10 protein-coding genes are annotated in these 15,713 nt (G+C 43.7%); 5 read left to right on the forward strand and 5 right to left on the reverse strand.

All coding sequences use genetic code 11. The features are described 5' to 3' along the window. Window positions 1-92: 92 nt before the first annotated feature. Window positions 93-2,501, reverse strand: coding sequence for a putative PEP-binding protein (locus V5G28_RS20705; protein WP_332988044.1), 2,409 nt, complete (start codon window positions 2,499-2,501; stop codon window positions 93-95). 487 nt (window positions 2,502-2,988) lie between these two features. Here V5G28_RS20705 and V5G28_RS20710 point away from each other — a divergent pair, with 487 nt between their 5' ends. Then, window positions 2,989-3,441: an MgtC/SapB family protein gene (locus tag V5G28_RS20710; RefSeq protein WP_332988045.1), complete on the forward strand. Its 453-nt coding sequence runs from the start codon at window positions 2,989-2,991 to the stop codon at window positions 3,439-3,441. A gap of 67 nt (window positions 3,442-3,508) precedes the next feature. Here V5G28_RS20710 and recF read toward each other — a convergent pair whose 3' ends face one another. After that, entirely contained in the window at window positions 3,509-4,636 is a 1,128-nt protein-coding gene (gene recF / locus V5G28_RS20715; protein WP_332988047.1) for a DNA replication/repair protein RecF, read from the reverse strand. A 101-nt stretch (window positions 4,637-4,737) separates the two neighbouring features. Beyond that, window positions 4,738-7,590, reverse strand: coding sequence for a cation-translocating P-type ATPase (locus V5G28_RS20720; RefSeq protein ID WP_332988144.1), 2,853 nt, complete (start codon window positions 7,588-7,590; stop codon window positions 4,738-4,740). 290 nt (window positions 7,591-7,880) lie between these two features. Between V5G28_RS20720 and V5G28_RS20725 the strand changes: the two genes are divergently transcribed. Then, the gene (locus V5G28_RS20725; protein ID WP_332988048.1) at window positions 7,881-9,554 is read left to right on the forward strand and encodes a transglutaminase domain-containing protein; all 1,674 of its coding nucleotides are present in this window, start codon (window positions 7,881-7,883) and stop codon (window positions 9,552-9,554) included. A 124-nt stretch (window positions 9,555-9,678) separates the two neighbouring features. On the opposite strand, the gene V5G28_RS20730 is transcribed toward V5G28_RS20725, so the two are convergent. Continuing rightward, window positions 9,679-10,527 (reverse strand): PD-(D/E)XK nuclease family protein, encoded by an 849-nt coding sequence (locus tag V5G28_RS20730; RefSeq protein ID WP_332988049.1) that lies wholly within the window; start codon window positions 10,525-10,527, stop codon window positions 9,679-9,681. A gap of 137 nt (window positions 10,528-10,664) precedes the next feature. Between V5G28_RS20730 and V5G28_RS20735 the strand changes: the two genes are divergently transcribed. The 3 genes from V5G28_RS20735 to V5G28_RS20745 all read left to right on the forward strand — a co-directional run bounded on the left by V5G28_RS20735 (window position 10,665) and on the right by V5G28_RS20745 (window position 12,502). Next, the gene (locus V5G28_RS20735; RefSeq protein WP_332988050.1) at window positions 10,665-10,856 is read left to right on the forward strand and encodes a hypothetical protein; all 192 of its coding nucleotides are present in this window, start codon (window positions 10,665-10,667) and stop codon (window positions 10,854-10,856) included. Window positions 10,857-11,310: 454 nt separating this feature from the next. Continuing rightward, on the forward strand, window positions 11,311-11,583 hold the full coding sequence (locus V5G28_RS20740; RefSeq protein ID WP_096567443.1) for a lipopolysaccharide assembly protein LapA domain-containing protein: 273 nt from the start codon (window positions 11,311-11,313) through the stop codon (window positions 11,581-11,583). 328 nt (window positions 11,584-11,911) lie between these two features. Beyond that, window positions 11,912-12,502: a class I SAM-dependent methyltransferase gene (locus tag V5G28_RS20745; RefSeq protein ID WP_332988051.1), complete on the forward strand. Its 591-nt coding sequence runs from the start codon at window positions 11,912-11,914 to the stop codon at window positions 12,500-12,502. Between the two features lie 243 nt (window positions 12,503-12,745). Here V5G28_RS20745 and polA read toward each other — a convergent pair whose 3' ends face one another. Then, on the reverse strand, window positions 12,746-15,709 hold the full coding sequence (gene polA / locus V5G28_RS20750; protein WP_332988052.1) for a DNA polymerase I: 2,964 nt from the start codon (window positions 15,707-15,709) through the stop codon (window positions 12,746-12,748). Window positions 15,710-15,713: the final 4 nt, after the last annotated feature.

Here is a 15,713-nt window from a genome sequence, read left to right on the forward strand (position 1 = left end):
ATTCTAATAAATAATTTACGGTAGGCGATTGAAAAAGATTGAGTTTTGAAAAGACAAGGAATAGTTCGGTGTCATATTACAAAGTCTGTAGGCTATGTTGATTGATTGAGTTGACGCCGCGCTGCTTCTAAAAGTATCCTTTGCTCAGCACGAGCGATCGCCAAATATGTCCGTTCAACAGCTTCTGGTTCCACAGAAATGGAAGTGATGCCCCACTGCACCAGTTGCTCAATGATTTCAGGATACAGCACTGGTGCTTGACCACAGATCGAACAAGGAATCCCTGCACTTTTTGCCGTTTGAATGAGTTGAGCAACAGCACCCATCACGACCGGATGACGTTCATTAAACGCTTTTGCCAGTTGTCCTTGCTCTCTATCCACTCCTAGCAAGAGTTGAGTTAGGTCATTTGTACCAATTGAAATTCCTGTTACACCTGCTTTTACATATTCTGGTAGTAAAAATAACACGCTTGGCACTTCTGCCATAATCCACAATTGAAATTGCGGTACTTGAGTTAACTTTGCTTGCTCAACTTTTTGACGGCAAAAGGAAAACTCTTCCACTGTGCGTACAAAAGGTAACAACAGGTGAACATTGTTGTATCCTGCTTTCTGTACAGCTGCCAAAGCAGCCAATTCTAACTCGAAAACGGCGGGATTTTGCAAATAGCTGAAGGTGCCACGTTCCCCCAGCATAGACTGGGTTGAAGATTGTAGACTATCGTTAAAAGATAACAGTTCATGAGAACGCCAATCCAAAGACCGATAAAAAACAGGTCTTGGTGCAAAGGCGCGAGCAAACTGCATAATTTGCTCACGCAAACGCTCAAGCAATTCTGTCTGGTGTCCTTCCCGTACCCAAGTATGAGGGTCTTGCCCTTCCAGTATATTCAGAGCCATCAGCTCACTTCGTAATAATCCCACACCATCTACAGGTAAGCTTTGCACTTGCTCTATCAAACTGGGCTGGCTCAAGTTAACCAGCAGTTGAGTTCCAATCATCGCCCTTATCGGCGATGAGGGCGATGAGGGAGATGAGGGAGATGAGGGAGATGAGGGAGATGAGGAGAAATTCCAAATTTTGAATTTTGAATTTTGAATTTTGAATTGATTTGTCCCCTTGTCCTCTTTTCCTATCTCCCCACCTTCCCCAACTTCTCTTGTGAGACGATAAACTTCTCCCTTGTCGCCATCAATCAGTAATCTTTCGCCAGTCTGAATAATTTTTGTAGCATGCTCTACTCGTACAACTGCTGGTATTCCTAATTCTCTGGCAAGAATAGCAGCGTGGCTAGTTAATCCTCCTTGATCAGTAATAATACCAGCAGCATTTTGTAGTAGCGGTAACCAGTCAGGTGCTATTGTCGGTGCGACTAAAATCACTTGCTTGGGTGGTGGTTCTGGTTTTTGCTGTGAATTAATAATCACATGAGCCGTTGCCGTCACACGTCCCGGTGCTACTGCCAATCCCTTAAGCAAGTGGAAATTAGAAATCGTCGCTTGAGGGGTGCTAACTTGGGTCAGGTATAACGTCTTTATTGGGTCACAACAGAGAGTCCACTCAAAGGTAAAATATTTACCTATTTCTTTGACCAGCTGATTTGCCAGTTGAATCAGTGGTTGCAGATATTCTTCTGGTAAAGCGTACTGTTTTTGCTGGTCTTCGTCCAATAGGTAAGTAACAAGACTTGAGTCATCTGAGGTAAGCGGCGAAGCTGGCACGGTTTGTAAAGTAGCTACAGCTGCTGTATCATTAAGACAGTAGGATAGCATTTTATTGCCTAGTTGCTGCTCTCTGACGGCACCAGTTACCGGATGGATGTAGTAAACATCTGGTAAGACATGACCTTGAGTTATTGCTAGTCCTAATCCGGATGTAGCTAGGATTTCCCATTCAGAAGAGTTGGCATACAGTGAGCCACTAGCGATCGCATTCTTTAAAGGTTGTACCAAAACGCCCAAATTAATTTGTTGCACTTTTATGCCTGCCCATTGCCAGTACAATAAACTCTTGGCACGAAACATCTGGCTCCAAGTGCGCTTCAATGCTAGGGCGATCGCTTGTTCATCACATCGACATACTTGGGATTCGAGTAATCCAGATGTATTCCCTATCCCATGTCTGGCAGTTGGCACGACAAAACTTGGTCGAAAAATCAGGTATGCAGATTCCAATTCTTTAGCTGCATCCACGATTGTACTTAACAGGTGCGGTGGCAAAACAGCAGTACTAATTTCTTGACGTAAGCGCCCAGCAACCTGCTGAAGTTGACGCCAATTATTAACATCTAGGTGTAACGAAGAATGCGGCAAGTCAGCGACTAACGCCTCCGAACTGTTGAGAGTTTCTAAAAATTCTCGCAAAACTTCCGCTGAAACCACAAAACCAGGCACCACCGGATAACCACGCTGCATGATTCTGCTTAAATAATATGCTTTATCACCAACTTTGGCGCGGTCTTGCAGTTTAATTTGATCAAGCCAGTAGAGTTTGTCCACTCAATTAATTTGTTGTCTATTGTCTAATTGCGACGAACACGGAATGACTGTGTCCGTAAAGTAGCCTAAAGTACACTACGGCTTCACAAATGGCAGGTAGTCAGTTGTCATCTACTAGAAAACTACCACAACGAGCTTCCACCATTTTTCCACCATTTATGTTTAATTATGCTGATTTAGCCTGTGGTTATGGCTGACTTTTCACATTATGTGGAAAAACCAACAAAGGAACCTAACCCTCCAGTTCCCAACCTTAGTAGGGAAGGGGCTAAGGTAAAAGCCTCTCAAAAGCAGGAGAGATGAATGGAAGCGAGATTTTCCAGATAAAAGTGAAAAGTAAACTGGTTATGGTGATTAGAGTTCAGAGAAAATACAACGATGGTAATAAAGGAGTTTTCAATGCAAAAGATACCTATCAGGATATTACCATTAGAAACACCAGTGATTGTATATTATATCTCGATCAGGAATTGACAAGGATCAAGCATTGCCTAGCATTTACTACATTGCGCCGAATGATTGGTTGAACATCACTTTTAGATTGTGCCTTGCTTTGCTCATTGGCGCAATTATTGGCATAGAACGCGAAATTAGACACAAACCCGCTGGTTTGAGAACTCATATGCTCGTGAGTTTTGGTGCAGCCTTGTTCACTCTCATATCCCTAGCAGCAGGTACAGACCAACCGAATGCCGATGCTATCTCACGAGTGATTCAGGGCATTGCAGCTGGTGTGGGATTTCTTGGTGCAGGGGAAATTCTACGTGAATCTTCCCAAGAATCAGCGCGAACTAAAATTCACGGACTCACCTCGGCTGCAGCCATTTGGGTTTGTGCTGCTTTGGGAATTGCTGCTGGATGTGGTTGGTGGCAGCTAGGATTAATAGGTGCGTTGTTGTCTTTTTTAGTTCTAAATGTTTTTAAACGATTTCAAAGCTAAAAAAGTACTCGGCAGCTAGGAACCATAGATACAGCAATGGTGTTCTGCCTTCTGCCTTGTTCAATAACTAATAACTCATGAGCGAGATTTCTCCAGCTTTAACAAAAAGAATTTGAGAGGAATTCAGCCATTGGGAATCAAAAGAACCCAAATGTGTGGTAGTAATTAAGGTTTGAAAGCGGTCTTGAATTGTATCAAGCAACTGATTTTGTCGGGATGGATCTAGTTCAGCTAAGACATCATCAAGCAGTAGCAGGGGTGGTTCTCCAACAACTTCTTCTATGAGTTGCAATTCTGCTAATTTTAACGCTAGTACTAAAGTTCGCTGCTGACCTTGAGAACCGTATTGACGAGCAGGTGTTTGATTAATCGTCAATTCTATTTCGTCGCGATGGGGACCGACAAGCGTCGTTCCTTGGTGTAACTCGGCAACAGCACGCAGCTGTATTTTGTCTAAAAAAGCCTGCTGTATTTGTTCTGGATGATTATACTCTAAAGAGATATTGGGGGAGTACTTGAGTTCTAGAATTTCTGTACTGCCACTAATACTAGCGTGCCAAGCACTGGCAATAGGGGCTAGTCGTTGTATAGCGCGATCACGTCGTCTAATCACTCGTGTACCCGTGCTAGCCAATTGTGCATCCCACACAGCCAGTTCAGATTGTAGAGACGAGAGGTGGCGCGTCTCTACATTGTGTTTCAAAAAAGCATTGCGCTGTCGTAAAACCTGGTGATACTGCTGTAATATGTGAGCATATACGGGTTCGAGTTGGATTAACAGAGTATCTAGCCAGTTGCGGCGACCTTCAGGACCACCGCGCACCAAATCCAAATCCAAGCTGGAAAACTGCACGGCATTGAGGACACCGAGAAAGTCCATCTGACGCCGCAAAGTTTCACTATTTAAAGCAACAGTGCGGCGACCATTTCGACGGAGAGTTAAGGTGAGATCGCTGATGCCAGTTTGCCGTTCTAAAGTGGCATGAATTTGAGATGTCGCTTCCCCTTCCCGAACTAAATCGCGATCGCGTGCCATTCTATGCGATCGCAATGTCGCTAGCAATTCCACCGCCTCCAACAAATTGGACTTTCCTTGAGCATTATTGCCCACCAATATTGTTTTAGGAGCAGTAAACTCAACTTGCTGCTCTTTGTAGTTGCGAAATTGTCGGAGGTCAAGGGTTTTCAGGTACATAAGGGGATGAGTAGGCTGCTACCCTTAATTTTCTTGTAATAAGGGCGGGCAAGATGCCCACTCCACAAGAAATGTCTTTAATACAAGTGAAAATTCCCGCTTTATACAGGTTTTTTACCCATCAACCGTAAGAATAACTTCTCCATTTCAATCCACACAAACATCAAGGCACTAAAGCCAAAGCAAATACCCAACTCAGTTGGACTCAGCCAGTGGGTACCAAAGAAAGCACGCAAAGGCGGCACGTAAACGAGCATCAACTGTAAGATTGTCGTAACGACCACAGCTCCCAGTACATAGGGATTTGAGAAGGGATTCATTTCTATAGTCAATCGGGTATTCGAGCGAATGGCTATAGCATGCCCCATTTGGGCGAGACATAGGGTAGTAAATACCATTGTCTTCCAAGCTTCGCGATCGCCCTGATACCCAGGTGCATTGGTATAGTTATAAGCCCACCACATCAAAGCAATTGAGATAATCGCAAAGACAATGCCAATGCGAATCATATAAGAACCCAATCCCCTAGCAAAAATACTTTCGCGAGGGCTAAAGGGCGGACGTTTCATCACGTCGGGTTCAGGAGGTTCTACAGCTAATGCCAGCGCTGGTAAACCGTCTGTCACCAAGTTCATCCAAAGAATTTGCAAGGGGCTAAGGGGAACGCCTCCCAGCCCGATAATTGGTGCAGCGGCAATTGTGATAACTTCGCCAATATTACTACCAAGAATGTATTTGATAAAGCGGCGGATGTTGGTGAAAACAACTCTACCTTCCTTGGTGGCAGAGACAATAGTAGCAAAGTTGTCATCAAGTAACACCATGTCACTGGCTTCCTTGCTCACATCGGTGCCTGTGATACCCATTGCGATGCCAATGTCAGCTTGTTTGAGGGCGGGGGCATCGTTGACGCCGTCACCTGTCATGGCGACAAATCTACCTCGGCGTTGCAGTGCTTGAACAATTCGCAGTTTATGTTCCGGGGCAACCCTAGCGTAGATGCTCACCAAGTCAACCTGTTGCTCTAGGTCTTGATCGCTCATCCGCTGCAATTCTTGACCTATAAGGACACGGTCATCTTCTTTAGCAATTCCTAAATCGGTAGCGATCGCTCGTGCTGTTAGTTGGTGGTCACCAGTGATCATGACTGGTCGAATTCCCGCGTCTCGACATTCTTGCACTGCTGCTCTCACCTCTGGGCGGGGTGCATCGAGCATTCCTACCAACCCCAGCCATACCAATCCTTGCTCGGATGCCTCATCTGACCCTTCCGCTGGGATTTCGCTGAGGGGTTTGTAGGCAAAACCCAGTACCCGCAAACCTTTACTCGCCATTCTTTCATTTTCTGCTAAAATTTGACGGCGTTGCTCATCCTTCAACGGCACTGAGTTCGTGCCTACGTAATTGTGAGTACAACGTTCCAAAGTTAGCTCTGGCGATCCTTTGGTGAACATTAAGTAACTTTCAGATTGCAGTAAGTTGCTAATCACAGGGTCTACCGATGTCAACGGCGATACACCTGTCTGGACTTGCTCAACCTTACAAATTACGCTCATCCGCTTGCGTTCCGAGGAGAACGGGAACTCGCTGACGCGGGGCAGCTTGCTGTCCCACTGGTCTTTTTCTATTCCTCCTTTCGCCGCTAGCGTCACTAGTGCGCCTTCTGTCGGGTCGCCCAAAATCGTCCATTGCCCCTGTTGCTGTTGTAAAAACGAGTCATTACACAAAGCACAGGCAACTAATAAAGTTTGGATTTCTGGATACTGGTCTATGGAAATTGTTTGACTATCCAACTGAAAATCCCCTTTAGGGGCGTAACCTTCTCCAGTCACACGAAAAGCGCTGTTGTTCGTGTAAACTGACTGCACCACCATCTTGTTTTGAGTTAAGGTGCCGGTTTTATCGGAACAAATGGTGGTTACAGAACCGAGGGTTTCCACAGCTGGCAGTTTGCGAATCAAGGCATTCTGACGCACCATCCGCTGGGTTCCCAATGCCAGCGTAACGGTAATTACGGCGGGTAAACCTTCTGGCACCACAGCTACCGCCATACTTAAGGAAACTTCCAAGAGTTCTTGTAAGTTACCGCCACGCAAAAGACCGCCCGCGACGACGATCGCCACCAAAATCAAAGAACCCGTTACTAGGACGTTGCCTAGTTGGCTCATTCGTTGTTGCAAGGGAGTGGGTTCACTTTCCACCGCCTGCAACATCGCGGCAATTTTGCCAAGTTCTGTTTGCATACCAGTATTGGTTACCAGAATCTTGGCTCGTCCTTGGACGACTTCAGTGCCTTGAAATACCAAATTGATGCGATCGCCCAATGATGTCTCTTCAGGCAAGATAAGTTTTGCCCGTTTGTTAACCGCTTCGGCTTCACCAGTCAGTGCTGATTCTCGCACTTGCAGGTTAGACTCTTCTATTAGGCGTCCGTCTGCGGCGAACTGCACCCCAGCTTCCACCAGCATCACATCTCCTGGCACCAGATCCTTGGCTACGACCTCCACTGGTTTGCCGTCGCGAATGACGCGCACGTTGGGAGAGGAGAGTTTTTTCAGGGCTGCCAAGGCTTTTTCGGCACGGCTTTCTTGGACATAACCGAGTATGCCGTTGAGGACAACAATCGCTAAAATGGCGATTGTGTCTTTAAATGGCAACTCCCCAGGTTTCAACGAGCCTTGTTGCCAAGCTAACAGGTCTAAAACCCCAGAAATTATGGCTACGGCAATCAGCATCAACAACATAATGTTCTTGAACTGATCCACCAAAATTTCCCAAGCGCTGCGTCCAGCAGTTTCTTCTAGTTCGTTGGGGCCATATTTTTGCAACCGCTGTTGTACTTCTTGGGGCGTTAAGCCAGTCTCTGCATTTGTCTTGAGCAGTTCCAGTGATTTATCAACTTCCAAACTATGCCAAACGGCGGCGGCTTTTTCAGGCAGAGAATGAGCAGACATCGTGTAAGTCACAGGGAATGGTTACAAAATTCGATCATAATTTAGCAATGGCTAGAAAACCATCAATACCAAGTTACATTAGGTTGAACTATAAGCTGTACAGTACAGGTGTTATTCTTAACGGTTGCCAATTTCCTCCTGAGGATAACATGGATGTCCTTACGACTGAAGAGGAAGTTCATCACACAAAATATTGATAATTATGAGTAATAGAAGTAAGGAACTTTGTCACACAAGACATTCCGCATTCGATTCTAGGCGTGCTACACCGTTGACTAAATAAGTTTAATATGACTTTTGCACTCCCCAGTTTTCCATCCACCAGCCAAATGTTTGGCAAAAGGACAATTCGACCCCTTAGTGCTGCCGCCCTCTGTGGCATTGCCTTCATCAACGATACACTGATTGCTATTGATACTGTTAAAGGGCATCTGCTGGAAATTGACCCTGACTCTGACAACGTCAAAATTCTCAATCCCCATCAAGTCAGAGAATTTATGGATGTAACGGGTCTTTCGGTGTGGGAGGATACTCTTTGGGTGACTCGGGGTAATAGTGTTTATTTGTCCAAGCTGAGTTCGTTAGGTTTAGAACATTTTGTCACCTTGCCTTATCCGGCTGATGGCATTGCTGTTTGGGAATCAACTGTCTACGTCAGTTGTGAAAAGCAGGGGGACATTCTGATTTTTGACCGCGATACGCGAAAACAAATTACTAAATTTTATGCCCCTGGGGTCGGGGTGGAAAGTTTGGCAGTGGACGAGGAGACGCTTTGGGTGTGCGATCGCACCGAGCAAACTGTCTACAGCATTGACAGGGCGACTGGGCAAGTTGAATTCAGCGTGCTGACGCCGTTTGATTCTCCCTCGGGGATAGCAATACATCAAAATAGCCAGACGGGCGAGAAAAATCTTTACATCGCCTATGCCTCAGAAGAGCCGTATGTCCGGGATAACCCAAATGCTGACCCGAGTCATCAGCTATCTTACCGCGATCGCACTTTTATTCACCCGCTACATTACCATTACAATCCAGATAAACGCTACGCCCTCTCTAATGGCTATCTGATTGAAATGTCTTATGTAGAGGAAATTTCTCCATTAGAAGAGGTGTATTTACCAGAGGTAGAATGGCGTATCGCCCTGCCATCCGAAACTGATCGCCAAAAGGTAAAACACGTTGAATCCATTGGTCTACCTTTTATAGAAGAAGTGATAGAAGGGCAACGTGTTGCCGTATTTAAATTTGATGCCCTTACCCCAGGCGAACGGCATATTTTTGGTTGGAAAGCAGTTTTGGAAGTCCGGGGAATTAAGTATCGCCTCACCCCAGCAGATGTGGAAAATATTTCCGAACCATCACCAGAATTTCAAGACCGCTACTTAGTAGATGATGACGATTTGGCAATGGATACGACCATTGTCCGTCGCGCTGCTCGTGAAGCAGTTGGTACTGAAAGCAATTTGCTGCGGAAAATGTATAGCATCCGTAATTATGCTTACGACGAGTTGTCCTATGGCATTAAACCCCACATTGACACCCCAGATATCGTTTTAGAACGGGGCGTTGGTTCCTGTGGCGAGTATGTCGGCGTTTTGCTTGCCTTATGCCGTTTGAATGGCATTCCCTGTCGTACGGTAGGTCGCTACAAATGTCCCCCGTATGCCGAATACCAGCACGTTCCCCTGCAACCGGACTTTAATCATGTTTGGTTGGAGTTCTACGTACCTGGTTTTGGCTGGTTGCCTATGGAATCAAATCCTGATGATATAGGCAATGATGGACCTTATCCTACACGGTTTTTTATGGGCTTATGCTGGTATCACATTGAAATTGGCAAAGGAATTACCTTTGAAACTTTGACGAGTAAGGGTTTACGGCTGACCAAAGAAGATGTCTCAATTGGGGAGTTAGCAATTAATCACATCCGGTTTACGATTCTCGAAGAACTACCGCCTTTGTAAAGACGGGGTGTAGAGGAGTAGGGAATTAGGAAAACGACTCCTAAGTCCCGAACCCGCATCCCTAAACCCCTATCTCACCTAAACTTATAAAAAAAATGTTTTTGTTTACATTTTTTTTGTATTGTTATAATCTTTTTCTCTCATTTTGCTGTGGTGGAAAAACTTTTAAAGTAGAAAATTCACAGATTGAGTGAAATGGGCAAAAGCGGCAGTGAGAACCAGGATTGGGGCGAAAAATTTCGTGAAACTCACTGTTATTTTCTTGATATTTGTGCAAATCTTCCTGATGCTTTCTGGCAATTTCAGCTAATTCAAATTCTATTGAGTCTAATTCACTCTGAGTAACGCTAATTATCTCGGATTTTTTACAAACTTCTAAATTATAAAATGAGGCGATCGCTTGATGTCTAGGATAAAGATAACGAGCGGCAAGCAAATAAACTAATGCTTGTCGTCGGTCAAAATCAGATTTACCAGTTTTAAAATCTATAATATGCAAAGTGCTATCGGACTCAATCAATACACAGTCCATAACGGCATACAAGCGAAAGCAATAATGTCGCTGTGAAATCAAAATCGGTTTGGGAAAACCTTCATCCCCACGAGTTAACAGAATGATGCGTTTGCCTAAAAGTAAGGGATCATCGTGATATTTTTTCAAAATTTGCAGGACGCGCTGCTTAACTTCATCAGTTGAGTTGCTTAATTTTAAAAGCTGTGCAACTTTTTCTACACCATCGGATTGGTTCAATAGATGGATGTGGTGATGAAATTCATAAACGCCTTTTTGTGCGAGTAAACCAATGCGCTGTGATGCTGTAGCTTTTGCCAAAAGCGCTTTGACTTGTGGTTCGTGTTGTCGTGCTTTAATGAAACCTCTTCTCATCTGGCAATGGCAGCGTTGTTGCCATGCGGTTGGGGCAACTAAAGACCAAAGGTGATAACTGGCGAAGGGCTGCTGAGGGGTTGACATTGCTCAGAATCGGTGAGAAAAAGTACGATGGGGATAATTATCTCTATACTCAGTTGGCGCAAAGCTACTTGCTTGGAGTGTTTAGGTGATTAGGAGAGAAATTGGCAAAAATCGGCGTCAGTAGGGATTCCGGTAAAATGAAATTTAGTACCGATGAATGGCTAGGGATGATTGCTGATGAACTCACTTTCCCCAAGGAGCGAAAAGTGACACGAGCGATTGTAAATTACCTTGAAACAGTTTACACAAAACAGCAAGCAGTTCTTGTTGTCTACGATACTCGCTTTCTCGTTGCAGTTTGCCCGCACAGTAGCCCAAGTCCTAGCTGACTTGGGTTGGACGGTAAAAATTACTAACCCAGATACCCCACACCAGTTATTGTTGACAACGTCCATCACCTCCTAAAGAAGGCTGCTGCGCTGAAGTTCACCCCAAACCATAATCCAGCACTATATTGTGGGATTAAATATATCCCCGACTATGCTGGTTCAGCCAGTCGATAAATGACTGATACTATTGTGACAAATTAATGAAAGTGCATCAGATCCGCTTTTTTGATTAAGCAGTTCTGGTTGCTGAATTTCTACCTTTGTTTCACCCGAAACCAGAAAACGTGAATTTATCTATACCTTGCTACATATAGAAAGGATTAGGTGTGTTCTACCTCTAGTGTCTCCTTGTATGAAGTTTTGCAACAGGAAGGCTTGAGGTTAGAAACTTTCCACACCTAAGGTGGTGTTATTTTTGAAGGAATACCAGAACCCAAGGGAGAATAACTCGTTTATGAAAACTGTTGCTAATCTACTGATATCGATAGTTGTGGCTTTATGGGTGGTGGGAACAGCCATTCTCGCAGTCCAAAACGCTGAACCAGTATCTTTAAGATTTCTTACCTTCCAGTCGATTCAAATCCCAGTAGGTTTAGTGCTAGCTTTCAGTGCTGGCGTAGGGATAATTGGCGTGGCGCTGCTGCAACCCCTTTGGGGTCTTGCTGGTTCCAACGAAAGGAATTCTGAATCAGACGACACCGAATTTTTTGTTGATGAAGAGTTTTGAGGGTACAGTTTCACCAAAGGCGCTGAAATAATTGGTGCGGTCTTGATTAATAGGCTTCTTGAAAAAAACGATTTTTTGTGAGGGGAGAGAACACAGAACACAAAACTCACAAATCAGGAGAAATACTGCGTTGGTACGTTTTTCTCTATTGATTCATGAATAAGTGTAAGAGGTTTAATAATTATTTTTACCAGCACATACATCCACTAGTAAAGACATACTTGCAGAATCATGTTTTTACTCATATTTAAATTTTTATTAACTTAAACTTTAAGTTTGTCCTGTTTAATACACGTATTGGCAAAAAGATATGTGTTAAAAATTACATATGGTCACTAACCCGAAAATGATTTTGCGAGGCTTAAAAGTCGTTGCCTACACAGTTTTAGGTCGAGAAATGCCGCTCATAACTCACGATCGCTACATATTGGAACAAAAAATTATTCCCTATTTTGTTGAGCGAAAAGAATTTGCTAAAGTCCTATTTGTAGGATGTGGTTCTTATACAAAACACTATGAAAAATGGTTTGAAAAAAAAGAATACTGGACAATTGATATTAATCCAATGAAAAAAATTTATGGAGCCAAAAACCATATTACTGGCTCTATGAGTGATTTAAAGCTTCATTTCAAAGATAACGATTTAGATTTAATTCTCTGTAATGGAGTTTTTGGTTGGGGATTGAATGATAGAAAAGACGTAGAAGAAGCATTTTCGGGATGCTACGAGTCTTTACGTCAAGGTGGTGTTCTTGTCGTAGGGTGGGATGATGTTCCTGAGAAAAAACCATTTCCCCTAGAAACTTGTGAAAGCTTAAGTCAATTCCAATCCTACTTTTTCCCTCCTCTCTCAACTTTAGAATACAGGCATTTGACAGATAAATCAGATAGGCACGTATTTAATTTTTATTTGAAATAAGAAGAAGTAGAAAAGTAAGAAGAACTCAGTTGTCAGAACGCAGAACTCAGAATACATCTCCATAAATAAATTTAGCCCCTCGGCTACGCTCGGGGCTAACGCCCTCGCGAAGCCGAAACGTTAGGGGATTTAAATAAGGACGCCTTCTTTCATCGCACTATGTCTCCTAAACTCGTCTTTTTCTTCTTTCCATAACGGAGTTGGGCGGCTCAGATCCTTTTAGTTATTCCTATTGTGACTTTCCTACTTCGTCTCCATCCAATTGTCGCCTGCACGCACATCTACAACTAACGGTACACTCAACGATACCGCACTTTCCATTACTGACTTAATTTGCGGTTGTAATTCTTCCCATTCTTTTGGTGGAACTTCAAACACCAACTCGTCATGTACTTGTAACAAAAGACGCGCTTGGTAATTCTGCAAAATTTCATGCAGCCTCACCATGGCAATTTTGATAATATCAGCGCTGGAGCCTTGAATCGGTGCATTGGCTGCAGCACGCAATAAGCCTGCATCGTAAGCACCTAAATTACCAAGTTTTTTCAGATCAACATCTTCTGGTTTGTTGCCTTTGTACTTGCGTATGCTGTTACTAGTAAACTCGAAATAACGACGACGCCCTAATATTGTTTCTACATAACCTTGGGCGATCGCTTGCTTTTTCACTTTCTCCAAATATTCAAATACTTTGGGATAACGGTTGTTAAAGCGCTTGATAAACTCGCTGGCGTCGGCTTTATCCACACCAGTTGAGCGTGAAAACCTAACGGAACCCATTCCATAAATTACACCAAAGTTGATGGTTTTTGCTAACCGTCGCTCGTCTGATGTCACATTTTCTTTTTCAAAAATTAACCGCGCCGTTACGGTATGAATGTCTTCATTTTGTTGATAAGCTTCTACTAAAACAGGCTCTTGACTCAAATGAGCCAAAATCCGCAATTCAACTTGTGAATAATCAGCAGCGATTAACAGCCAACCTGGTTCTGGTACAAATGCTTTACGAATTTGGCGGCTAAAAGCAGTGCGAATCGGGATATTTTGTAAATTTGGATTGGAAGAAGACAACCTACCTGTGGATGTCGCCGTTTGGTTAAAATCGGTATGCACTCTTTGAGTATCGGGACGCACCAACTTTGGTAAAGAATCTACATAAGTGGACTTCAATTTAGAAAGAGTACGATACTCGATAATGGCATCAATAACGCCAGTTGTATCGACTTCTTGCAGTTTTTCCAATGTCGCAGCATCTGTAGAATAACCGGTTTGAATTTTACGGGAAGACTTAGTGCTTAATTTTAATTTTTCAAACAATATCTGGCTCAATTGTTTGGGGGAACCCAAGTTGAATTTCTCCCCAGCAATGCCGTAAACTTGCTGTTCATACTTGGCTAAATCTACTTCTAACTGCTGCGACAGTTCTTGCAGATAAGCTGTATTTATGCGGACGCCTGTATACTCCATTTGAGCTAAAACTGGTTCTAGCGGCTGTTCCACTTCCAGCACTAGCTTATACAAAACTGGATTTTTCTCCAGTTCCTCCCGCAATTTTGGCACCAGTTTGAATGTGCTATAAGCATCCATGCCGCAGTAATCTGCTACGGTGGGAATGTCCAAATCGCCAATCGTTTTGCCTTTTGGAACTAATTCGGCATAACTTTTCGCTGTCAAACCCAAGTAACGCAGAGCCAAGTCGCTGAGATTATGGTTACTATCTGGATTAAGGACATAACTTGCTAGCATCGGATCAAATACGACTCCCGCCAGCTTGATTCCTTGACACCGTAGAACTAAGCGGTCAAATTTGGCATTTTGCAAAGCCTTAGGATAATCAGCACTTTCTAAAATTGGGCGTAGTGCTTGTAGTGCAAGGTCTTTGTTTAAATTTTCCCCTAGTTTGTGACCAATGGGTATGTAAGCGACTTCATCTGGTTCTGTTCCCCAGCAGCAGCCAATTCCCACTAACGAAGCGTCCCGTGGTTCTAAATCGCTGGTTTCAGTATCCCAAGCAACGGGCGTTTGTGGGTTTGTAAATTTTTGCAGCAGGTTCACCAAGTCGCTGAGTTGTTCTGGGGTATTAATGATGCGTGGTTTAATAGCAGAAGCAGCGGGTTGCTGTTGGGCTGCTGTATCATCAGCAGTAAAAAACCACAAATCATTATCCTCATTATTATTTGGGAGTGGGAAGTGGGGAGTGGGAAGTGGTTCTGATGTTTGAGTTTGTGCTGTTTCCTCAGTACCACCGAACTGTTGCTGAAGTTCGTTAATTTTGCCCAAAAAAGACTTAAATTCTAGCTTTTCTAAAATGGGTGTGAGGTTGTTTGTGTCAAAGCCTTGGAGAATGCAATTTTTTAAATCAACTTCTAGGGGAACATCAACGACGATCGCCGCTAAGTAACGAGATTTTTGTGCATCTTCTTTTCCACCTTCTAATTTTTTCTGAGTTGCGCCTTTGATTTCACTCAACGCAGCATAAATTTTCTCAAGCGAACCATAAGTATTGAGCAACTGTACAGCTGTTTTGTCGCCAATTCCTTTGACACCAGGAATATTATCTGACTTATCGCCGCAGAGAGCTTTGTAGTCAACAACTTGGGATGGTGCAACACCAAGCTTTTCTTTAACTTGTTCTGGTCCAAATTCGGTAATGCTTGCTCTTGAACCCTTTAGGGCTTCCGGACTAAAATATAAAACGCTGATTTCTTTTTCGGGGTCAACAAGTTGAAATAAATCGCGATCGCCTGTGAGAATTTTGACTTGATATCCAGCAGCCGTCGCAGTTTGTGCTAAAGTTCCCAACACATCGTCTGCTTCGTAACCAGGAGCAGTGACAATTTTCAGATTCAAAGCATCGAGTAACTCTTGCAGATTTTTCAAATCTGGAACAAAGTCTTCTGGTGTCCCTGGACGATCTGCTTTATATGTATCGTCTGCTTCGTGGCGGAAAGTTGGCAAACCTAAATCAAAGGCGATCGCCATTGCTTGTGGCTGTTGGCTTCCCATAACTTCCAATAGGGATTTGAGAAAACCAAAACACACACTTGTAGGAATCCCCGTCTTTGTTCGTAGTCCGCCGTCTCTTCCTTTTGCAAAAGCGAAGTACGAACGAAATGCCAGGGAGTGACCATCTACTAGGATGAATGTGGGGCGTGTTGTCGTCAAGGAATCGGAAGCCAACTGGTTTACAGGTATTGTTTGGGACATAAAC

It is taken from the genome of Scytonema sp. PRP1, from assembly GCF_036697665.2.
Lineage (GTDB): Bacteria > Cyanobacteriota > Cyanobacteriia > Cyanobacteriales > Nostocaceae > Kalymmatonema > Kalymmatonema gypsitolerans.